Source organism: Candidatus Acidiferrales bacterium (genome assembly GCA_035934015.1).
GTDB lineage: Bacteria > Acidobacteriota > Terriglobia > Acidiferrales > UBA7541 > DAHUXN01.
In genome coordinates this window covers 250,520-273,754 of record DASYYH010000023.1, presented here as the reverse complement: position 1 = coordinate 273,754, position 23,235 = coordinate 250,520, and the positions used below count along the sequence as shown (strand labels likewise).

Annotated in this window: 9 protein-coding genes; 5 read left to right on the top strand and 4 right to left on the bottom strand. The window is 55.7% G+C overall.

Annotation, left to right across the window (positions count from 1 at the left end; genetic code table 11):
- Positions 1–22: 22 nt before the first annotated feature.
- The 4 genes from VGR81_11890 to VGR81_11875 all read right to left on the bottom strand — a co-directional run bounded on the left by VGR81_11890 (position 23) and on the right by VGR81_11875 (position 15,020).
- Complete coding sequence (locus VGR81_11890) at positions 23–2,995, bottom strand: M14 family zinc carboxypeptidase (GenBank protein HEV2289645.1); 2,973 nt, start codon at positions 2,993–2,995, stop codon at positions 23–25.
- Between the two features lie 151 nt (positions 2,996–3,146).
- Positions 3,147–6,422, bottom strand: a complete 3,276-nt coding sequence (locus VGR81_11885; protein ID HEV2289644.1) for a hypothetical protein — start codon at positions 6,420–6,422, stop codon at positions 3,147–3,149.
- A 250-nt stretch (positions 6,423–6,672) separates the two neighbouring features.
- Positions 6,673–10,824, bottom strand: a complete 4,152-nt coding sequence (locus tag VGR81_11880; GenBank protein ID HEV2289643.1) for a carboxypeptidase-like regulatory domain-containing protein — start codon at positions 10,822–10,824, stop codon at positions 6,673–6,675.
- Between the two features lie 299 nt (positions 10,825–11,123).
- Entirely contained in the window at positions 11,124–15,020 is a 3,897-nt protein-coding gene (locus VGR81_11875) for a carboxypeptidase-like regulatory domain-containing protein (protein HEV2289642.1), read from the bottom strand.
- 532 nt (positions 15,021–15,552) lie between these two features.
- Here VGR81_11875 and VGR81_11870 point away from each other — a divergent pair.
- The 5 genes from VGR81_11870 to VGR81_11850 all read left to right on the top strand — a co-directional run bounded on the left by VGR81_11870 (position 15,553) and on the right by VGR81_11850 (position 23,188).
- Positions 15,553–16,671: an efflux RND transporter periplasmic adaptor subunit gene (locus VGR81_11870; protein ID HEV2289641.1), complete on the top strand. Its 1,119-nt coding sequence runs from the start codon at positions 15,553–15,555 to the stop codon at positions 16,669–16,671.
- A gap of 78 nt (positions 16,672–16,749) precedes the next feature.
- Positions 16,750–19,896: a multidrug efflux RND transporter permease subunit gene (locus VGR81_11865; GenBank protein ID HEV2289640.1), complete on the top strand. Its 3,147-nt coding sequence runs from the start codon at positions 16,750–16,752 to the stop codon at positions 19,894–19,896.
- A 92-nt stretch (positions 19,897–19,988) separates the two neighbouring features.
- Positions 19,989–20,393, top strand: a complete 405-nt coding sequence (queF, locus tag VGR81_11860; GenBank protein ID HEV2289639.1) for a preQ(1) synthase — start codon at positions 19,989–19,991, stop codon at positions 20,391–20,393.
- A 98-nt stretch (positions 20,394–20,491) separates the two neighbouring features.
- Complete coding sequence (locus VGR81_11855; protein HEV2289638.1) at positions 20,492–21,331, top strand: hypothetical protein; 840 nt, start codon at positions 20,492–20,494, stop codon at positions 21,329–21,331.
- Positions 21,332–21,397: 66 nt separating this feature from the next.
- Positions 21,398–23,188, top strand: coding sequence for a hypothetical protein (locus VGR81_11850; GenBank protein ID HEV2289637.1), 1,791 nt, complete (start codon positions 21,398–21,400; stop codon positions 23,186–23,188).
- Positions 23,189–23,235: the final 47 nt, after the last annotated feature.

The following is a 23,235-nucleotide window of genomic DNA, read 5'->3' as shown; positions in this document are numbered from 1 at the left end:
TCGTTTATATTCGCGGAGCTTCCTAGCGCGCGTCCAGCTTTCTTCCCGCGCTCAAATTGTCGAAATTCAGGATTGTGTTCAGGACAAGCGAATAACTTCCCCAAGTTTCGCCGCGATAAATCGGGTTATTCGAGAACAGCACGACGTGGCCGGATTGCATGGGCACATCGATGACGCTCGCATGCTGCGCGATGTCCTCGCCACCTTCGACAAGGCCGGAAACCAGAAGATTACGGCTATCGGTATAACGGAAAATAACCCGCGGACGATATTGCGGGGGAATCAGGCCGACGTTGTTTCGTGTCTCTTCCGGCGTCACCGGCCCGGCCTGCCAAGGTTCAACGACAGGCTTTGGCGGCACTGCTTCGTTCTTGCGACCAACCACAAAATCGGGGTCGTCCAGCGTTCCCCGGCCGGTTGCGCGCCCGTTGATTCCCGGGCCAAGCCGGCGAAAACCGCCGCGGCCCTGAACGTTGCTTACGTCGAATACCGGACCGTTATAGCAGTAAACGGAAAGCTCGTCGCCGTAGCCGTAAGCAATCGGGCTTGCGGGGTCGACAATTTGTGTGCGCACGACACTGCCGATGATGCGTTCGCGCGGCGCACGACCTATCGAGACCCCGTGCGTGAGGCCCAGAGCTACGGCCAGATTGGCCGTGTCCATCACGGTGACCAACACGCCGCCGTGATTAACAAAATCTTGCAAGTGCGCGACACCATCCCAGCCGAGTTCTGGGCGCATGTCGTCCGTGGAATCGAGTTTGCCAATATTCGGAGTGAGCTCGGTAGTTTTCCAGGGAAGTGGGTTGCCCCAAGCCGTCGGCAGGCCATTGATAATTAAATCCGGGCTCACGAAGCGGCCAACTGGTGGAAAGAGGATGACGTCGTATTTTGAATTGAGATCGGCATTCTTCGCGACGGTTTGCGTGCTGATGTAGTCATACGGGACATGCATAAAGTCGAGAGCTTGACGCCACCAACCTTCCGTCTGCGTGCTGAGCCATGTATGGAGGATAGCAACGCGGGCAGCGCGCACGGGGTGCGTCTTCACTGAAGGTGCCGTGCTCAACGCGTACGCCTGCAAACCCAAATCCGAGACGGCTTTCTGCAGGGCCGCACTGTCCACTCCTTGAATCAAAAACGTGCCGCGATTGAAATTATGTCCGTCGGCCGTGAAGGGCTCTTCCGCCGCTTCAATTTGCGCGTCTTTCAACTGATAACGCAAAGTGGCGAGGGCTGTATCTGCATTGTCATTGATGGCGAGCACCGTTCCCGCGCCGAAAACGCCGCTCGGCGGAGCGATTTGCGTGACACGTTCCATGGGAACGGAAAGAACGCCCGGATCGGTGACGCGCGCGACTTTGACATCGAACAATTCACCGAAAGTCCAGCCCGTATCGTCATACGGAGTTTTTTGTGGGTCGTCCGGGCTCCAATATTGATAATCGAGCAAAGAATCGGCAATGCGGGAATAGGGTTGATCCATGCGAACGATATAGCTGCCCGCCGGGAAGCTGAGCGTCGTGGTTTGCGGAGCGGAATTATCCGCAGCGGATTGCGGAGTGCCAGCGCGGGCGCGCTCATGAGATCTTCTCGCGGGCATCATCACTGTGAAAGCAGCTGTAGCACGAGAAATCTCACAGTGCTGCAACTGTAGGATGTGCAGCAATTCGGCCTGGGCTCCGGTGCGCGGATCATCCGCCGGCATAACATAAGCGGTTGGGCCTTCCTCCTCGGGCTTTTGGATAGAGCGCTTCGCCTTCAAGTAGAAGTTCTTCAGAAACATCTGCCGATTCTCAGAGAAGAAGTGCAGGGAGGTCAGCAAACCTGTTTCTTCGTAATTGTTGTTGTCGCGCTGCGACCACGTGACCTTGGGCAGCGGAGGATTTTGCCGCCACCAGGTGCGCGAATATTCATCTGGGCCAAGCGTGCGTTGTTCCGTGTCAGCCCCACCATTGCCGAATGTCTCATAAAGGCGGCTGATGCCGTTGTGCAGCGCGGCGAAGAACATCAGATAGCCGGGCGACCAAGTGTCGAACTGACCGTGCGTGAAGACTCCTGGCATGCCGAACTTGGTCATGTCCTGTACATTGCGCCAGCCGAGGATTTCCCACTCATTTGTGAGGATCGGATCAACCCAGGCGTTGAAAGGGCCATCGCCCGCGGTGTTGTCGTAAAGATAGGGCACCGACTCATGGAGGTCATGCAAGACTTGCGCATCCCAACCAACGAATGTGTTGAGGACGTTTTGGCTGAGCTTGAGCGTCATTCCCATGGCATCACGATTGTTGTCGTGCGCCACGTAGTGGCCCCAATAAATAAGCGGAGGATAATTCTCCTGCAAATGCGCACGGTGCCAGCGATAAAGATCGGCCATGCGGTCGCGCCCGTCGACCTCGACGATGGGCGTAATCAGCGTGATGACGTGGTCGCGAATTTCTTGGATATAGGGACTGTCATCAACGGCCAGTCGATAAGCCAATTCCATCAGCGCTGTCGGCGCACCCGTTTCCGTCGAATGAATCGTGCCTGTGATGTAGTAGACCGGAACCGATCCGTCAACGAGCTTGTCCGCCACGGCATCGTCCAGATGAATCGTGCGGGGGTCGGCGAGCTGCGCAAGGCGCGCGCGATTTTCCTCCAGATGCTGCATATTTGCCTCGGACGTCACGGCGACGGCAATCATCTCGCGCCCTTCTTCCGTGTGGCCGATGGAGAAAACCTTCACACGCGGGCTGGCCTTAGCCAGCATGCGCATGTACTGATAAACCTGCGAAGAATACGGGAGGATATCCGGTGCGCCAGCAATGTCTCCCAGCACAGCTTCCGGCGTGGGCACAGTTTTCGATGCCGGTAGGTAATTGACGAGTGGCGAGGTGAAGTACGGCTCCGTGGTGTACTTCTGAATCTTTTGCGTGTAGGCCTCGTCAACTGGCTGTTTGGGGTCTCGCCCCGGCGTATCGGAGTCCGCAGCGGAAAGGCCTGTGGTGACCAATAGAATTCCACAAAAAAGGAGCGCACAGCACCGAATTACGCGCAGATGCCAGATTCGATTAAACATGGTCCCCCCCCGTATTTTGACAGATCAACTCGGGCGCGCTAAGTGCGCGTGAGTTTAAGGATTCACTCACAGAGCAGCGCAAGAGCTACGGCAAAATCGACATAGACACGTGGTTGGCCTTCAGAGTCTCATTAAAGGCGGGCGTGTCCTTGTCGCGTAGTTCCTCAAACGATCGCTGTGCCGCTGCGATTTCCTGCTTGAACATGTTATGGACAGCGATAGCCTGATCCGTCGGCGGCAAGTCAGCGCCGCTTGAGCCTTCGCCCGGTGAACCGTTCATCAGAGCGCCGAGATTTGTCAATCGACCGTAAAGGCCCATCGGAGCGCGGAAAGAATCCTCCGTGCGGCCCGTCAAAGTCACGTCGATAAATTTGCCTTCGGTCGCAATAGCTTTGGTCTCCAGCTCTTTCGCGGCCTTCACGACCACAGCATATTTCGGGTCATCGCCGAACATCTTCTGCAGGTCTTCCAATTGCTTGCGCGTCCATTCAATGTGGTTGACCATGTTCGCGATGTCGCTCATCTCGCCGCGAATTTGCAGCAGGAACTGTACTTCGCTCTCGATGTCCCGTTCGGTGCCAAGCGTATGCGGATCGGGCAGCACTTCGAGCGGCGCCGCGAAGTCCTTGCCGTCAACGCTCAGCTTCACTGTGTACTTGCCCGGTGCGACACGTGGTGCGCCATCGAAATGCACCCAGTTTACAAACTTTCGGTAGCCTTCTTTGGGTACTTCTACCCACGGCTCGCCGGGGGGACTCGTACGCAGCTTAATTTCTGTCGCTGGATCGTAGCGCAGATCCCACCAGACGCGGTTGAGCCCTGGTTTTAAACCATCATACTTGATGGTGCGAATCGCTTTTCCGTCTGCGCCTGCAATCGTAATTTCTGCCTTTTTTGCTGGCGCTTTCAGATAGAAGTTAATGTCTGCGCCATATTGTGGATTTTTGCCGACTACATGGCTGCCAGTGTCAGCTTCTCGAGTGTTGTCGAACGTGCGGAAACGATACGCCGACCGAGGCTGGAAAAGATAGGTATCTGCGCCTTTGGCCTTGTCGTAGTCGCGAAGCGGCGTAATGTCGTCGAGAATGTACAGGCCGCGTCCATAAGTTGCCACAACAAGGTCATTGAACTTCGGTTGGATGGTGAGCCAATACACCGGCGCTGGAGGCATATTGTTGCGCAACGCCGTCCAATGGCCTCCATCATCCCAAGATACGTAGACGGAATTATCCGTTCCGAGGTACAGCATGCCCTTGCGAACTGGGTCTTCGATGATGCAGTGCACGCTGCTGTTCATCGACTTTGGCACATCGCCGCTAATCAACTGCCAGGACTGACCATAGTCGCTTGTCTTGTATATGTACGTGCCGTAATCGCCGACCTGCTCCAGGTTCACGGAAATGTACGCGGTACCCGCATCGAAATGCGACGGCTCGATGTTCTCGACCGTGCCCCACGGCGGGAGATTGGGGATATTCTTCGTGACGTTCGTCCAGTTCTTGCCGCCGTCCCGGGTCATGTTTACCTGGCCATCATTGCTGCCTGTCCAGATGAGCCCCGCCGTGACGGGCGACTCTGCAATGGCGTAGAGCGTGGACCCATCGAAGGTCATCAAATTATCGCCCGCGATGCCGCCAGAACTCTGTTGGTGACTCTTGTCGTTTGTTGTGAGGTCTGGGCTGATGACGCGCCACGATTGCCCCCCATTATCGGTTTCATGAACGTACTGGCTGCCGACATAGACGCGATTGTGATCATGGGGCGACACGTTGATGGGAAACGTCCAATGCCAGCGATACTTGACGTCCGCGGGCGCCCAGCCATAGCTGGCATCCGGCCACACTGTTACACTGCGCGCCTGGCCTGTACGCAAATCCATGCGCGTCAATTCGCCGTCATAGCAGGCCGACCAGACGATGTTATTGTCCGCGGGATCGGGAATCGTGAATCCGCTCTCGCACCCGCCCACATGCGTCCATTCACCGGTCGAAATGCCGCCGCCAAAGAGTCCGCCCTGGCCTTCCAGATTGTTGCTGGGTCCGCGAAATGAGGTGCCATCCTGGCGATTGGTGTAAACGAAATACGGAACCCGGTTGTCGGTGTAAACATGATAAAGCTGCGCGATGGGCAATTGCACGCGCGCGTAGGTCTTTCCACCGTCGAAACTGATGGAACCACCAGCGTCATTCGCGACCATCACGCGCTGCGGATTCAGAGGATCGAACCATACGTCGTGATTGTCGCCGCCCGCTGACCCAAGCCCCGTAGGATTGGCTCCTCCTTCACCGCCAAAACCGGGGATAAAAATCGTATGCCCACCGTCGACGGAAATGCTGAAGCCAACGGACACAAAAAAAAGTTCATTTTCATTATTTGGCGCTACGCCAAATCGCACATAATAAGGCGCGCGTTCGGCAAGAACGTGTTGCTGGTTGACAAGCATCCATGTCTTTCCTGCGTCGTCGGAACGATAAAGGCTTGGTGTTTTTTCTTCAATAAGAGCATAAACACGATTCGAATCGCTCGGCGCGACCGCGACTCCGGTCTTCCCGATTGCTTCGGTTGCTGCCGGCAGACCATTTCCCGCCAATTTTTTCCACGTATCGCCCCCATCGTGCGACACGTAGACGCCACTACCGCTGCCGCCGCTCTTAAGATTCCAAGTTCGGATTTCCACCTGCCACATGCCTGCAAAAAGCGTTTGCGGATCGTGTGCATCCATCGAGATGTCGGAGCAGCCGGTATCTTCGTTGACGAAGAGCACTTGCTGCCAAGTCTTACCGCCGTCGGTCGTGCGATAAATTCCACGCTCATGTTGTGGACGGTACGTCTGGCCTAATGCGCACGCGTAAACGATGTCAGGATTATGAGGATTGATGACGATGCGTCCGATGTGACCCGTCAAGTCGAGCCCCATGTGTTGCCAGGTGCGGCCGCTGTCCGTCGACTTATAAATACCATCGCCCATCGGATAATCGGGGCGAATCAGAAAGGGCTCGCCAGTTCCCGCCCATACGACGTTGTGCGCGGAGGGCGCAATTGCCAGCGAACCAATCGCAGCCACGTCCTCTTTATCGAAAATCGGTTGCCAGTTGATGCCCCCGTCAGTCGTCTTGAATATTCCGCCAGCAGCGGCGCCAATGTAAACCACGGCCGGATTACCGGGCTCGCCGACGATGGTATCGGCGCGGTTGCCGACCGGACCTATAGAGCGATATTTCAGTTGTGCCAGTGGATTGGCCGTCCCCGACCTGTCCGAGGCACTATTTTGCGCGTGACTCCAGAATGGAAGGCAGACAACTACCGCAAAAAAAATCCCGCCAAAAGCAAAAAAACGTAACCCACGAATTCGTCGGATCATATGTAACCTCCGCACAAAACTGGTGAATCTATCATGAGTAGGCCCACAAGGGCCCGAAAAAATTCACAGCAAACGGAGCGCTCCGAAGCAGGTTCAAATGATCAAAAGCTCGCGGCAGGAGCGAGGGTTCACATCAGTCTGCGGCATCCAATGAGAGCGAATCTAAGGAGAACGCAGGCAAAAAATAAGGCCGGGAGGGTTACTCCCGGCCTTAAATTTCAGAACCACAACTTACGCCTTACGGGCCACCTTACCAGTCAATGCTCACGCCGAGTTGCAACTGGCGAGGATTGTTGCCCTGCAAGTTCCCGCCGCCGCCCAGCACGCCCCAGCTCGATGTGTCATACAGGTTGAAGCTGGGATCGTTGGGCTGCATGTGGTTCGTCACGTTGGTGAAGTCAAAGTACATCGTGCCGCTGAACTTCTCCGTGATCTTGATGTTCTTGTTGATGCCCAAGTCCAGGTTCCAGAACGGCAGGCCGGTCAGAGGACCGCCACCACCAATCTGGCCGTCATACCCCAAGATTGGGCCGCGGACTGGATCGCCAAAGATTCCGGTTCCGGGACCGAGCGTGGGACATGTCGCATCTGGATTTGAGAATACGTTGAAGCCGGGGCCGACATAACCGCAAGTGCTTCCATAGCCGGCCTTTCGGGTCGCACTGTAGTGCAGGTTTTGCGTAATGACCCCGTTCTCCAGTGCGCCGACGTAGTTCGTATTGCATTCTCCGAATGTTCCGCAGTCGAAGTTGGCAGTATTGATCTCGATCGGGAAGCCGCTGCCCCAAACGAACAAGGGCGCGAAGCTCCATCCGCCAAGCAACCGGCCAATCGCTCCGTTCTGCGACTTGTAGAACGGCTCGGCATAGTTGATGAAGAAGTTGAACGTGTACTTCTCGTTGTACGTCTGTGGGCCGTAGGCGTTCTGCAGATTGAATGGATCGTCCGTTGAGAACGAGCTGCTGGCCTGCACGACGTTTCCTGTTCCCAGTGCATTGCTGTACTGGAAGTTGCTCTTCATCGTCAGTCCATGCCAATCCGTGAGAGTCAACTGGAGATAACCGGCGTTGTAGTTGCCAAAGCCGTTGCTCACGGTGGTAGACAGTGAATTTGTTTGACCGCCTGCTCCCAGCGCACCGGATGCTGGAATCGGATCGCTGGTGAAGCTGCGGCCGAATAGGAAGTTCCCGGCATTCGATACACCGCCCCATGCGTCGAATGGGTCCGAAACATTCATCAGACCCGCGTTATTGGAGACAAACGCAGCTGTGCAGCTCGAGAATCCGCTGCAGTAGCCGGGCGCAAGTGAGTTCTCGAAGAACGGCTGTACGGGGACACTGGCCAAGTTCGCGCTCCCGTAGTTGGTGTACTGCATGATTTGCGACCAAGCGTTCGCGAACGTCTGCCCGCCACGAGTCATCATGTACGGCACGTTCGTCAGGCTGTAGTACTGGATTTCATTGGTGATGATGCGACCAATGTAGCCCGCTTCGGCCAGAATCTTCGGACCGAACTGATGCTGGATGCTGACGGTGAATTCATCCGAGCGATCCGGGACGAAATTCGGGTCAATCGTCTCTCCCGAACCTGTGGCCACGTCATTGAAGCCCGGATACCAAGGTTGCGGCAGATTTGCGCTCGGCGCTGGCAGCGGTGCGTTCTTTCCATCGATTCCGACGCGAAACACGTTCGTCGGGTCGCCGCCGCAGCCACCGCTGATGTTCGGCCCGCCGCAGGTCGCCGGCTGCATCAAGCCCGGCGTCAGCATCGGTACCAGGATCGGGTCCACGCCGTTGATCCGGCCGTAGATGCGCGAATAGCCCGCGCGCACCACTGTGTCCGGACGGACGTTCCACGCAAGTCCAACGCGTGGGCTCAAGCCGCCGAAGAACGGGTTGTACGGATAGTGCGTATGACCATTCACGTTGCGCACTGTCGAAAACCCGATCAGTGGGGCATAGGCGTTACCCTGCAGCGCCGCCGCCCGCTCGTTATTCAGATAATTCATTGCGTACAGAATGTTGTCGTTCTGATCCACCATCACCGTCTGCACGCCGCCATTCACTTCGTACGGCGGCATTTCTACCGTGTACCCAAGGCCGTAGTTCAGCGAAATCGTCGGCTTCAGGTGCCAGGAATCGGTAAAGTACAGATTGTAGGTTGGGATGATGCTCGTATTTACCAGTGGCGGCGAGGAAATGCAGCCCGACGTCGCCGCGATTCCTGCGATGGCACAGGACGTCCGCGGAGCCAGCGGCAAGCCTGTCTGGCGCGTGCCCAAACCCCGGACGTAAAGGCTCTGTGATTCATCCACCATACCCAGGATCATCGAGTATAGGTTCCCATACTTGTTATCGTTGAAACCAGCAAGGCCGGAGGGAATGTAGCCAGCCATGTTAATTCCGTAACCCGCAAGCGAAGCGCCGTTGCCAGCCCCGACCAGATATTGTTCGAAGGTGTTGATGCTCTGGCCGTTGTCGTTTCGGTTATGCGTATCGTTGTTATGCTGATACAAGCCACCCAACTGGAACAGATGGTTGCCCTTGATCCACGTCAGGTCGTCGCGGTACATCGTGTCGTGCCCGTCCCAGAAACGTGTACGCGTGGACTGGTTGTTCGTATTGTAGGGACCAAACGGGTTGCTCGTTTCGCCGCCGATTTCCAACGCCGCCGGATAGCCGGCAACGTTCGGCACGCCGCTGGGATCTCCGTACGCCCAGAAGTTACGCGTATAGCTGAAGTGCACATCGTTGGTCAGGTTTGAGGTCACATCCGTCGTCAAACCGCCCGTGTACATCCACGGCTCCTGCGGCTTGGTCCGGATGGCCGAATACTGCCCAAGCGTATCGCCAGGGAAGAATCCGCCCACATCCCACTGGTTGGATACCAAGTTCTGCAGCTTGTAGTAATGATAGGTGCCGTTGAAATGCCAGTTCTTGGCAAAATCGTGGTCAACGCGCGCCACGCCAAAGTTGCTCGACTCCGGCGTGGAAATGCCGCCCTTATATCCGCAATAGTTCAGACCGTCACCGTGGGTGCAGTCATTCGGAAGCGGAAGGTAGGTGTTCCACAGCGTAATGACGGGATTCAGAGGTCCGCCAGACACGCCGTTCGTTGTAGTTCCAAAACCACGCGGATCGCAAGGGCCGGAAGGGCACGCTGTCGTAGCAATGCTTGCCCCTGGAGTGTACCCATTGGCAGCTGTAACCTTGCAGCCCAGCGTCACCGTACCGCAGCCAGGATCGTTAACCGCGAAAGGATTGAGGTTAATCGTCAGAGGACTACCAGGCGTGGTAGAGGGAAGATGGATAATGCCAGCCCGCATGGATGGCAGCGGAAAGTTCTCTTCAAATTCCGAACTTGATGGGAAACGATAGCCTTCGTAGTTGCCGAAGATAAACCAGTTCCCGCCCAGGAAGTTCGAGTGCGGTATCTCGCCGCCCGCTGATGCACCAAACCGGCTGAAATGCGAACTCGGCTGCGCCGTACCCGTGCTGTTGTTGTCCCACGTGTTCGCGCCACCGAAATTGTTGTCCAGATAGTATTCGTAAACCGAACCGTGCAGCGTCTTCGTGCCGCGCTTGGTCACCAGTTGCATCTGGCTTCCCGCGCCGCCGTTGAAGTCCGCCGTCTGGTTCGACGTCGATACCTTAAACTCCTCGATGCTCGCTACGGGAACAGGCACCACCGCTGACGGCATTTGAGTGAATCCGGCGCTATGCATCGCGCCCGCACCGCCCGCCGTGTCCGCACCGAAGCTCTTGATATACGTATTGTTGTCACCGCTCATGTCGTCCGTGGCATAGCCACCGTCGAGTTGGAAGGAGTTCTCGTCTGTTTCCGCGCCACCCGTCGCGCCGTTGATATTCTGACCGGGCTCCAGCACCGCCAAGGTCGAAGCATCGCGGCTCTGGTTGGGCAGGTTCAGGACGATCGCGCCGCTGAGCGTTGTGCCGACCGTCGGTGTCACCGTCTGTAACTCGGCTCCCGGCGTCTCCGTCACCGTCACTGTCGTCGAGACGCTTCCCAACTGCATCTTCGCGTTCTCCGTCAGTTGGGTTCCGATCTTCACCGTCTGGCTTGAAATCACCGTAGACGAGAAGCCGGTCTTGGAAATCGTAATGTCGTATGCACCAGGGTCTACGTCAGCAAAGACGTAACGCCCCTGAGCGTCTGTCACGGTCGAACGCGACGTCCCCGTTGACTTCAACGTGATTGTCACCGTCGCATTCGGCACGATGGCATTGCTGGCGTCGGTCACAACGCCAACGATCATGCCCGTGTTCGTCGACTGACTCCATGTGGCCATTGGCGCGAGAATCAGCGCAAAAGCGCAGAAAAACGCAGCCAGGCACAGGAATGACGAAAGGCGGAGAAACGAACTCCTGGAGGGATTAAACATTTTCTACGACCTCCTGGTCGAGAACTTTAAAATTTGGTCTCATCTGACGCCTACCCCCGGCGCCAAGACACACCTGCTGGTGTGCCTTTTAGTTCGAGGACACATGTTTGTCAATGAAAAATTACTCTAATATAGGAATATGTGGAATATGCGTATTTCGTGCGATAAAACTACCAAATTACGTAGATAAATTGAATATAATGGAAAACACTTCGAGTATTATAACCTGAGCTTGGAAATGCCAGTCTCAATATGAGAATGCAATCAGCGCGGGAGCTGTGCCCACGACCATCTCGGAACTAAAACTCGACCCTAAGGCCGATCAGCAATTGACGGGGCGAATTAGCCTGGCTATTCCAGACCCCGAAGGTGTTGGGGAGGTTCAGATCCAGACTCGGAAAGCTGAAATTTACCACGTTGAGGACGTTGAAAGCGTCAGCGGACATAATCACTTTGTATCGCTCCGTGGAGGCGATGTTCTTACCTATCGAGAAATCCAGGTTCCACGTCGTCGGAGTTCGCAGTTCGTCGTAGGGTATCTCTCCCGCAGTGCTCAATGGCGGTCTCGAGAGACCTGCCATGACTGCACTCGGGTCCGCGAAGAAGTTGTAGGCTCCATTGGCCTTGTGCTGTGACTCCATACCATGCAGATGCTGCGAGGACAGAGCGCAGTCGCCCGCCAGAAAGGCTCCGAAGTTGCCATCGGCGTTAACGCAAGTAGGAAACCCTGTCGCGAAAGAATAAATTCCTGACGTGTACCAGCCTCCGATAATTCTGTTCACAATTCCGCTTGCGGCTTTGAATCGCCCTCCCGTGCCAAACGGCAAGGCGTAATAAAACCAGCCATTGATTGTGTGTTTGTGGTCCCAAGGCTCGGACGAAGAGTCGAGGTTTAAATTGTACGGGCTGTTCATCGAATAAACGTATTGCTGGTTCGTACCCTGATTGCCGATGGCATGGCTCCACGTCCAGTTGACCTGAAACTGGAGACCGCTCGAGAAGGCCTTATTCAGGCTGACATATCCGGCCAAGTAATTTGAAAAGCCACCATCTGTCGTGCCTGAAAATTCAAACACTTGAAAATTGTCCATCGCTGGCTGACCAAACTTGGTCAGCTCGTTGTTTAACATTTGCGCGAAGCTCCCGAGGTCTCCATTCGCCAGATTTGAAGGATATTTGGCAGCAAGATAGGTTGAACAATTTGCGTATCCCGCGCCGGTGCAGTTCGCCAAACCCAGTTGGTTATCAAAAAACGGCTCATCAGGAACCGATGTGCCGCCCCGAACCGCCTGGGCTATTCCATCAAACGCCTGAGCGTACGTCTGACCGCTTGCCCCATCCTTCATCATATAGTCCGGTGCATTGAGCTGGATTCCTTGAGCCAAGTTGCGGCTCACTCTACCAATGAAACCCGCCTCAAACAAAGTCTTGCCCGGCAGCGATCGCTCGATGCTTACCGTCACGTTGTGAGAATGGCCCGGCACGGCGTAAGGATCCAGCGCGGATGAGAGAAAAAGGCCGTTTGGAACTGACGGACTATAAGGAATGCTTTGGGTGACAGGATTGGGAATTGTAACCGTCGTTCCGTCCCAACCGGACGCTGTCGGCCCTAAACGGAATGCGTTCGTCGGATCTGTTGGTGCTCCGGTGCAGGTGCCGCTGATACTCGGCCCGCCACAAGCGTCCACGTCCGCCAAACCGCCGCCCAGAAGCGGATTCAGCACTTCGCCCATGGTGCTACTACGATCGAATAGCAAATCGTATCCGCCACGGATCACAGTCGCGTTGTCTCCAAAGAGGCGATTCTTCCATGGCACTTGCCACGCCATCGCTACGCGTGGACCGATGTCGTGCCAAGGAGTATTTCTTATCGCTCCATGAAAGGGGGTCGCTAATGAATTAACCGGCATAAGCCCCCACTGTGGATTAAAGGTCCGCCCATTCTCAAGAGCTGCTGCTCGATTCTGAATGTATTGATAATAATCAACCGGTGTGTTTGTCGCCGCGTAGGTCATTACGACCTCTTTACCCTGTGCCTCGCTAGGCTGGAGCTGGACGCCCCAATCAAGGCCCGCCGTGATAGTGAGGTTCCGGCGCGCCTGCCAAACATCCTGGAAATAGGAATAGAAGGAAGGGATGCGCACGTTGGAAGAAAGGGGCGTTCCAAGCGGATTGGGCTGGAACGTGCTGCCTCGGGTTTCGACTTGGGCGGCGCGGTCCACGAGACCAAGGACAGTCGAATACAGTTCGTTCCAGTTCAACAACTGACCACTTGGGAGGCAGTTCGTTGATATTCCTGCGGTCGCACTGCAAGAAATGGGTTGATAGGCGCTAGGAACGTTGACGTACTCTCCGCTCCCATTGCCGCTGGCCTCCACGTAATTGATTGGAGCACTCGTTAGACCGCCTAGGACGTCGTCGGTCTGAAGATGATAGTTGTCCAATATATAGCCGGATCCGCCGAACTGCAGCAGGTGGCTCTTATGCAACCAGCTAAAGTCCTGGGCGATATACCAATCGTGTCCATCCCAGACTCTCCCCCCGGCTTGCTGTGTATTGATATTGATTGGATCCGCCAGGAGTTTCGCGGTCGAATTACTCTGACCAAGGCCTTCGCCGGCCAACTCCATTGCTTGAGTAATTCCCGTCGAAGACACGAGCGGCGTCGGAGCTTCGCGGTTCCACGCCCACCAATCGCGTAAATACGATCCATGTGTAACAGAAGTTAATTGCGACGTGAGCTGGCCGGTCACCGCGAAGGTGGCATAGCTCGGATAAGTCGGGTCCGTTGCCACAGATTGATTGGTAAGCATGTTCACCTGCTCGGGTCCCTGGCGCTGAATCGAGGCTTCGTGGTAGGTGGTGAACAGACTCCATTTATTGCTCATTTGGTAGTCCAGCCGAATTACGCCCATATTCTCTGAAATGGGGGTGGGAGCGTTAAATGTGTAGCCCGTGGTATTCAACCCATCGCCGAGATTGGAATTATTCCCTGTGGGATACAACGCCAACTGTGCTGCAATAACGGGGCTTATTCCGAGCCCGCGCGAGTCGCACGAGCCACCGGCGCACGCAGTCGAAATATTGCCGGCCTGCAAGGGGTAGCTGATGGGATTGCCCCCGAGACAACTGCCGATCGCGCTAAATCCGTTGGCGCAATCGTCAAACGTAAGAATCCCGGACTTCAGCGTGCTGGTGGGAACGACGGCGGAAAAGGGAGTTTGATCATGGAGCCGCCGGCCTTCATAATTCGCGAAGAACCAGAAACGGTTCTTCACCAGCGGTCCGCCGAGCGTAAACCCAAAACTATTGTCGACACTCTGCGGTCTGGCTAGTCCCACACGGTTATCGAGCCAGCTATTTGCGTTGAGCCCGTCATCACTGTGGTATTCGTAGGCCGATCCGTGCAGGCCGTTGGTCCCATGCTTGGTGATCACATTAACTTGACCACCCGCTGAGTGATCAAACGTCGCACTAGGACTGCTCGTCGCCACTCGGAACTCTTGCGTACTATCAGTGGGAACAGGAACGACTGGAGCCGGCTGCGGCTCACTCGGAGGACCGGCATAATTGCTTGAGCCTTCCAAGTCGCTTGTCGCGTCCCCACCGTCAAGATGGAATGTAAGCTGTTCGCTGCGGGCGCCCGCGACCTGCCCGCCCAGAGCCTTGTTGTTGGCTACCGGGGGAGTTACCGCTGGCTGCAAGAACATCAAGGCGCTGGCGCTTCGCGTGAACGCTGGCAATCGCTCCAAGGCGATGCCGCCCAGTGTCGCTCCCACTGTCGAACTGGTGGTTTGCAATTCCGCAGAAGGCACTTCCCGCATTTGGACCGTTTGTGAGGCTTCGCCGAGTTTCAGCGATATGTTCTGAACGGTCGATTTCAAAACTTCGATGTGTACGTCGCCGATGACCGTCGTTTCAAATCCCGTTGCAGAAACTTGCAGCGTGTATTCTCCCGGAAGCACCGCAGGGAAGACATAATGCCCCGTTGGGTCCGTAATGGTAGATCGTTTGGCGTTCGTGTCGTGCTCCTGCAACATTACGCTGGCGTTTGGGACAATCGCGTTTGAGGGGTCGGTTACAGTTCCCGAAAGCAATCCGGAGGTAGCCGTTTGTGCCTGCAAAACTCCGGGGGTAAGGCCTGCGAAGCAAAATAGACCTAAAACCAGCAGGCCATATCGATAACCCGTCCCCATCCTGAATCTGGTTCCTCGTCGCAAAAGCTCAGGCACGCTAAGGGCATTGAAAAGAATATCCCGCTGTTGACCGCTGAAAAAGGCAGTCATTGATATTGGCTCCCCGTGGCTTTATCGAGTCTCTTGAATTGAACCCACTGAAGAAGATGCTCAGAGACGCCGTTGGGTAGGCGCTAAATACTACTTATTGCAAGATCTTGTCAAACGCAAAAGATCATAACAATTTATCGACCCGAGTTCCGTCTGTGCCTGGAGAGGCCTTTGGTGTTGCACTGTTGCAAGTTCAGCGACGCCACATGTCCGAAAGCGAACAGTGGCGTCTCTCGTAGGTTGAGAGAATCGAGATCGCGGAATCCGATCGCGATTTGATGACGTAATTTCTTGTAGCCTCTTTGGTTCTCGAGCATCGAAAATTCTTGGGCGTGCGGTGCGTATCATTCCCAGTGGCGTTGGAGGCGAAGTTAGCTTAAAATCGGTGATTTACTTCCCCTATTTGACGCCACCAAGGACGGTCATGAGAAGCGATTTCTGCATGCGATGGTCGACCCTGCGAATACTTGTATCCGCAGCTTGTGTCCTCTACCCGTGTCTCCTCACCGGCTGCACCAATAAGCCTGTTGTCCACGGGGCAGGATTTTCGGCGCTGGCCGTGCAGACCCAAGTTGCCAGTTTGGTGGATATTCCGGACGCGTCGGAATACCTAGCTACATTGAAATCGCGGCGTTCTGCATCCATCAATCCTCAAGTCGAGGGGTGGGTGACAAAAATCTTCGTGCGTTCCGGCGAGCATGTCAGTCAGGGTGCGTCGTTGATGGAAATCGATCCGCGCGTCCAAGAAGCCACCGTGGACAGCCAAATCGCGGCTCGCAATGCCCAAGCGGCGAATCTCGCGAATGCAGACGCTCAGTATCAGCGCGGCTTGAAGCTTTATCAGGCCGGAATTATTAGTAAACAGGATTTCGACACGTACGAGACAACTTACCAGAGCGCTCTTGCTCAAACCAAATCGCTCGATGCAGCAGTCACTCAGCAACGAGCGACCTTGCACTATTACACCGTTTCCGCGCCAACGGATGGAATCGTCGGCGATATCCCTGTGCACGTAGGCGACCGCGTTACCAACACGACCTTGCTCACAACAGTTGACCGGCCAGGCAGCCTTGAGGCTTACCTGTATATCCCGACGGAACATTCATCGGATCTGAGGCTGGGCGAACCGGTCGACTTGCTGGATGATTCGGGCAACGTTCTGGCTCGCACAAGTGTGTTTTTCGTTTCACCAGAAGTTGACAGCGCAACGCAGACCGTGCTGGCAAAGGCAATCGTCACGAACACCACAGGCAAATTCCGTACCGATGAATTCGTGAATACAAGAATTACCTGGCGGACAACCAGGGGGCTCGAGGTGCCCGTGCTTGCCGTTCAGCGATTGAACGGCCAGTTTTTCATTTTTCTCGCGTCCAATGGGCCGAAAGGAACTGTTGCGCGCCAGCAGCAGATCCAGGTGGGAGACATTCTTGGGAATAATTATGTTGTCCTAAGCGGCATCAAGCCCGGTGACCACGTCATCGTTGGCGGTTTCCAGTTTTTGGCCGACGGTGTCCCCGTAAAAGAGACGGTTGTGAATGCCCCGGCGGCGGGATCTCGTTGACAATCAATAGCGACGTCATCATCTGGAATCCGCGGGATGGTTTCCCCCTGCGCGCTTGCCGGAATCAGGAGTTAGAGCGTGTTCGTTGATTTCTTCATCCGGCGGCCGATTTTCGCCACGGTTTGCGCGCTGATCATCATTCTGGGCGGCGCGGTCGCGATTCCCACGCTTCCTATTGCGGAGTTCCCGAATCTCGCGCCTCCGCAGGTCATTGTCACAAGCGCTTATAACGGCGCGGATGCGCAAACCGTTGAATCCGCCGTTACCATTCCGCTCGAACGCTCCATTAACGGCGTCGAGGGGCTCAAATATCTGACCTCGACGAGCAGCAACAACGGCACGAGCACAATCACGGCTACATTTGACGTAACGCGTGACCCTGATCTGGCCGCAGTCGACGTGCAGAATCGCGTCCAAGCTGCCGTGGGGCTGCTTCCTGCTGAGGTCAATGCCAACGGCGTAACCATCACGAAGGGTTTTTCTGGATTCGTCTTTGCAGCGGCGTTCTATGCGGAAAACAGCAAGTACACAGGATTGTTTATCAGCAATTACGTGGATGTTTACGTCAGTGACGCCATCAAGCGCGTCCCCGGCGTAGCCAACGTCACGATCTTTGGACAACGTGAATACGCCATGCGCATCTGGCTCGATCCCGCCAAACTTGCCGCGCGCCAGCTCACCGCTACGGACGTTATCAATGCGCTCCAGGAGCAAAACGTCCAAGTGGCTGCCGGCCAGATCGGCCAGCCACCTTCGCCGCCCGGCCAGGCTTTTCAGATCAGCGTGCGCGCGATGGGTCAGCTCGTTGAGCCTTCGGAGTTCGACAACATCATTTTGAAGACCGGCGCCGATGGCACGCTCGTCCGCGTAAAAGATGTCGGTTATTCGGAACTCGGGGCTCAGGATTACAACAGCAATCTTTTTATCGACGGCCACGAAGCGATCGGCCTCGCCGTCCAGCAACTTCCCAACGCCAACGCGTTGCAGGTCGACACGCTATGCAAAGAGGAACTGGCGAAGCTCGCTCCTTCTTTTCCTGCCGACTTGAAATACGGAGTCGCTTTCGACACGACCACGGCCGTGAGCGAAGGCATTCGCGACGTCATCACCACGCTGATCGAAGCCATTTTCCTTGTCATCGCCGTGATCTTCCTCTTTCTGCAGGACTGGCGGAGCACATTCATCCCCGCCGTCACGATCCCTGTTTCGCTCGTTGGCACTTTCATTTTCGTCAAATTGCTGGGTTTTTCGATCAATACGCTGACGATGTTCGGAATCACGCTGGCCACCGGTCTTGTGGTCGATGATGCCATCGTTGTCATCGAAAATATTCAGCGCCACATCAGCGAAGGCATCACCGAGCCGCATCGCGCCGCTTCGGTCGCCATGGGCGAAGTCGCTGGCGCTGTAGTTGCCACTTCGCTCGTACTCGTATCCGTCTTCGTTCCCGTCGCACTTTTTCCGGGTACTACAGGAATTCTCTTCCGTCAATTCGCATTGACCATCGCGTTCTCCGTGGCCATCTCTGCATTCAACGCGCTGACGCTCACTCCGGCGCTCTCCGCCATTTTCCTGGGCCACCGGCACGAAGGTCGCTTCAGCAAACGCATCTTTGCTCCTTTCAATCGCTTGATTTTTAGCGGAACGAATCTCTATCGCGCGACGCTGCGACACCTATTCAATTGGAAGTTTGCGACAACCGTCCTCTTCCTGCTGCTTTCCGGGCTGACCTACTGGGTTTTCAACAAGGTCCCGCGCGGGTTTGTGCCGGACGACGACCAGGGCTACATTATGATCCTCGTGCAAGCACCGCCGGGCGCTTCGCTGGACTACACATCCAACATCTGTCACCAGGTGGAATCTATTCTGTGGCGCCAGCCCGAAACAGCGGACATTTTTTCCGTCGCGGGCTTCAGCTTCACTGGCACGGCGTCCAATTACGCCATGGTTTTCGTCAACATGCAGCCATTTGCTAAACGCCAGGGTCCCGCCCACAGTGCTATGGCGTACATAAATCGCCTGCGCGGCCCATTCTCCGCAATTCCCGGAGCGATCGTGGCGCCTTTTAATCCTCCTGCTGTTCAAGGCCTTGGCAACTTCGGCGGATTCCAACTGGAAGTCGAAGATCAGGGCGCGGCAACCCTCCAAGAGTTGCAGCAATATACGGGAGCATTGGCTAGAACAGGCAACCGTGACCCTAAGCTTACCGGACTTTTTACCAGCTTCACGGCAAACGACCCGCAGTTCGTCGTGAACATAGACCGCAGCGCCACGAAGAGTTTGAACATCCCGCTCAACCAGCTGACGGATGCGCTGCAGGTTTTTCTTGGCTCCGTATACGTCAATAATTTCACATTCAATAATCGCTCCTACCGTGTGTACATTCAGGGAGAAAAACAATTCCGCTCGCACCCGAGCGACATCAATCAGTTCTACGTTCGTTCGAATTCCGGCAGCATGATTCCGCTGGACAACCTGGTCAGCATCACGCAAACGGCCAGCCCACAAGTAATCACTCACTATAATCTTTTCCGTTCGGCCGAAATCGACGGGTCGGCTGCGGCAGGTCGCAGTTCCGGCGATGCCATCGACGAGATGCAAAATCTTGCCGCGAAAGTCTTGCCGCGTGGGATGTCCTACGAGTGGTCGGGCCTCTCGCTGGAAGAAATTCAGTCCGGCAGCAAGGCTGCTGCGCTTTTCGGACTCGGTTTGCTTGTCGTTTATCTCACGCTTGCAGCGCAGTACGAGAGTTTTACCCTGCCGTTCATCGTACTGATGGCTGTGCCCATGGCCTTGCTCGGCGCCTTACTTTTCCAATCCTTGCGTGGAAACATCAACGATGTGTATTGCCAGATCGGGCTGGTGATGCTCATCGGCCTTTCCAGCAAGAACGCGATCCTCATTGTCGAGTTCGCTGAGCAACTGCGAGAAAGAGGCATGGACCTTTACGAGGCGGCGATTGAAGCGGCGCGCATTCGCCTCCGGCCCATCTTGATGACGTCATTCGCATTTCTATTGGGCGTGTTGCCCCTCGTACTGGCCACTGGTGCCGGCGCGGCTGGGCGCAAATCGGTGGGCTCGACAGTCTTTGGCGGCATGATTTTCGCCACCTCGCTCAATTTGCTTTTTATCCCCGTGCTCTACGTGATCGTCAAAAGCATGAGCCTTCGCGACAAAGCACCAGCCACCCCGGGGGCAGGTGAAACTCCTTCGTTGCATCCGTGAGGCCGCGTTTTGTCGCCTCCACAGCAGTGCATTTAGTCCGTGCCGCTCCGCGCAATTCCTCGCTCGTTGTAGAATGGCGCCTGGAGGCACGCATGCCTGATTACACCGCTGCGCACGCTCGGGCCGGAATCGACGCCAAACTTCCCACGCTCGAAACCTGGCCAAATCATTTCCTCGGCTACGAGATCACTATCCGTTTTCCTGAATACACTTCTGTTTGCCCGAAAACCGGACTGCCTGACTACGGCACGATCACGATTCGATATCAGCCGCGCAAAGTCTGCCTCGAACTTAAGGCGCTCAAGATGTATCTCCTTGCATATCGCGATTTAGGAATTTTCTACGAGAACGCCGTCAATCGCATGCTTCGCGATATCGTTTCCGCAGCGAAACCTGCGTGGTGCATTGTCCGCGGAGAATTCACGCCCCGCGGCGGGCTTTACACCAACGTCGAGGCACGCTGGCCACAAAGACACACTCCTCGCCTTCGGTCGTAGACTTATCTGCCCGGCTTGGCGATAATTTTTCAGCCCTGTCAGAGGGTTCTTGAGGAGAAATGATGACCGATTCGTCCGAGGCCCATTCGAGCAGTAGTATGGCACCCCCTCCGGAATCGTATCCGTACACGCCGCGATGGGTCATTCTCGCGTTTCTCGTGTGCTTCGCGCTGAGCGGCTATCTGCTCTACGCGCTCTATGCGCAGCGCGACCAGATCAATCAATCGCTGGATGCCGCGAATAAGCGCGCTGGCGTTCTCACCGCCGAACTCGACAAAACCAACGCCTCGCTCAGCGACCTGAAATCCGACCTCCAGGTCACCGCGCAAAAGCTCGGCCTTACTGAGGATGAGCTCGCTCACGCTCGCGCCTTGTCTCAGTCCATTCGCATGGAACAGGCGGCGAATGCACAAAAGCTTCGCGAGCAGATTGGGCAAGTTCAGCAGCAGACTACCAGTCAGATTGGCCAGGTTTCCAGTGACCTCAGCAATACGAAAAGTGATGTCGCCGCCACACAAAAGGACTTGGCCGACACGAAGAACAAATTGACCACCGCCATGGGCGACCTAAACGTCCAGAGCGGACTCATCGCCAGCAACCACGAAGAAGTGGAAGAACTCAAGCGCATGGGTGAACGGAATATCTACGAATTCAATCTTCCCAAAGCAAAAAGGCCTCAGCACGTCGGCCCCATACAACTCCTGCTTCGTAAAGTCGATACCAGGCATTTCACCTACACGATTGACGTCATCGTCGACGACAAACGCATCGAGAAGAAGGACAAGACCCTTGAGGAGCCCGTGCAGTTTTACACGCAGGGCGCTCACGTCCCGTACGAGATTGTCGTCTACACGATCACCAAGAACCGCGTGACCGGATATCTTTCGACGCCAAAAGAAACGGCGCCGCAAACGCCGTCAAATCCGTCAAGCCAATAGGCTCACTCCCAAATTCGCACTCCGGAACGAATCGCGACTGTCGTCCGGAAAGAAACGGAGCGCACCATGAAGTTTTTGAACCGAACTCAAGTCGGCGCCTGCGTCCACATCTCATGGCGGCATCGCATTTTTCAAACGACGGTAGGTGCCTGTGCTCTGCTAATGGCCTTGCTCGTGCTCTTTTCCTCGCCCGTCTTCGCCCAATCGAATGCTCTGGTGGATCGCCTTCCTGCCGACACGTGGGCTTACATCAATTGGCGTGGCACGTCATCTCTAAACGCTGTCAGCAGCACAAATTCCGTCCTGCGCTTCTGGAGCGATCCTTCCTTCGCGTCGCTCCGCACGCGATTCATTAACCACATTGCGCAAGGTGGCAATCAAACAAATCCGCAGTCGGCGGCAATGACGCAAATGCTCGCCAATGAAATCCTTTCCGCCCTCGAAAACCCGGCAGTTATAGGCTTCCTCAATCGTCCTGCGGGCGGTCGCGTGGCGGGAGCCTCAAGCCCTGTAGGTTTTTTCTTTATATTTGACGCTACGGGAAAGCAGGACGTCGTCAATTTGTTGCGTCACATGCACGAAATGAATGGGTCGCCTGCCTCGCGGACTCCTCTGCCTGTCGGCGACGTGACTGCGGAAAAAGTCGAGTCCAACGGGAACGTTTCCTACGATGCTCAGGTCGGCAACTATTTCATTTCCACCGATACTTTCGCGGCGCTGATGGAGCTGGTTCCTCGCTTCTCGAATTCGCGGCCTCCGGCAATTTCGTTCGAACAGGCATCGGATATCCCGTCTGCGTGCCGCAATGATGGTCAGTCCTCGCTTATGGAGCTATTCGTTCTTCCATCGCGACTTCACGTGCCTGGCGCGCCTTCAAGCCCGGATTTCGATATTCACGCTTTTGCTACATCGCTCCACCTCGACCGCATCCACGCTGTTTGTGGGCGCATGAGTTTTGGCCAACAAGTCACGCGATGGCACGGCGTGATACTCGGGGACACATCGCGGGGTAGTGTTCTCGACATCTTCGGTGACAACCGGGATTCCTTTGCAACGATGGCTTTGGCGCCCTCCGTTTCGTCGTTCCAATCTTCCGTGCTGAATTTCGCCGCTTTCTACAATACGTTCTTTACTGCCGTCACCGCGGCCCTTCCTGCGAATCGTTCCGCAATCGTAATGGCGATGACGTCGCTTCTTTCATCCAGTTGGGGCATGCCGCCTGATCAGGCTCTTGGCTTGTTCACCGGCGAAGTTACTTCCATACGTCCCGATCCGGTCGCCAATCCCAGCGATACTCTCTACGCTCTTACAATTCGGAATCCAGAGAAGCTCCTCCCTGTTTTGCAGCATGCTTTTCCTGGTGAGCAGGCTTCCACGAAGCAATTGGGAGACACCACATACATAACCGTCGCCTTAGGAAGCTCTTCGACTTCAGCGCCCGATCCGCCGGCGCTGTACATGGCGCTGACGCCCACGATGCTCCTCGCCTCCCATCAGAGAGTGCGTCTCAACGACGCCTTGGCTCGCTTGCATCCTGCGTCGGGTTCCGCGCCAGTGGATGTAATCTCTCGCAACCCGGATTTTCTGAGAGCGCGCGCCGCCCTGCCCGCCAAGCTGGACAGTTTGTCCTACACAAATTTCGCGCGCTATAACTGGCAAAAGATGTTTGCCGACCTACAGAAAGACATTGACGAACAAGCTCAGGCGGCCGCCAAAGCAGCCAACAAGCAGCCTCCGCCGTCGTTCGACTGGATTCAGGGATTCAATGCAAACGTCATTTCGCGTTACCTGCATTTCTCCGTCGGCGGCGCATGGAAGGATCCGAGCGGCATTTATTTCGATTCCTACATCCAATAGCTCGCGCCATTTTGCGCATCGGCTGAACATCTGATATTACTTTTTAG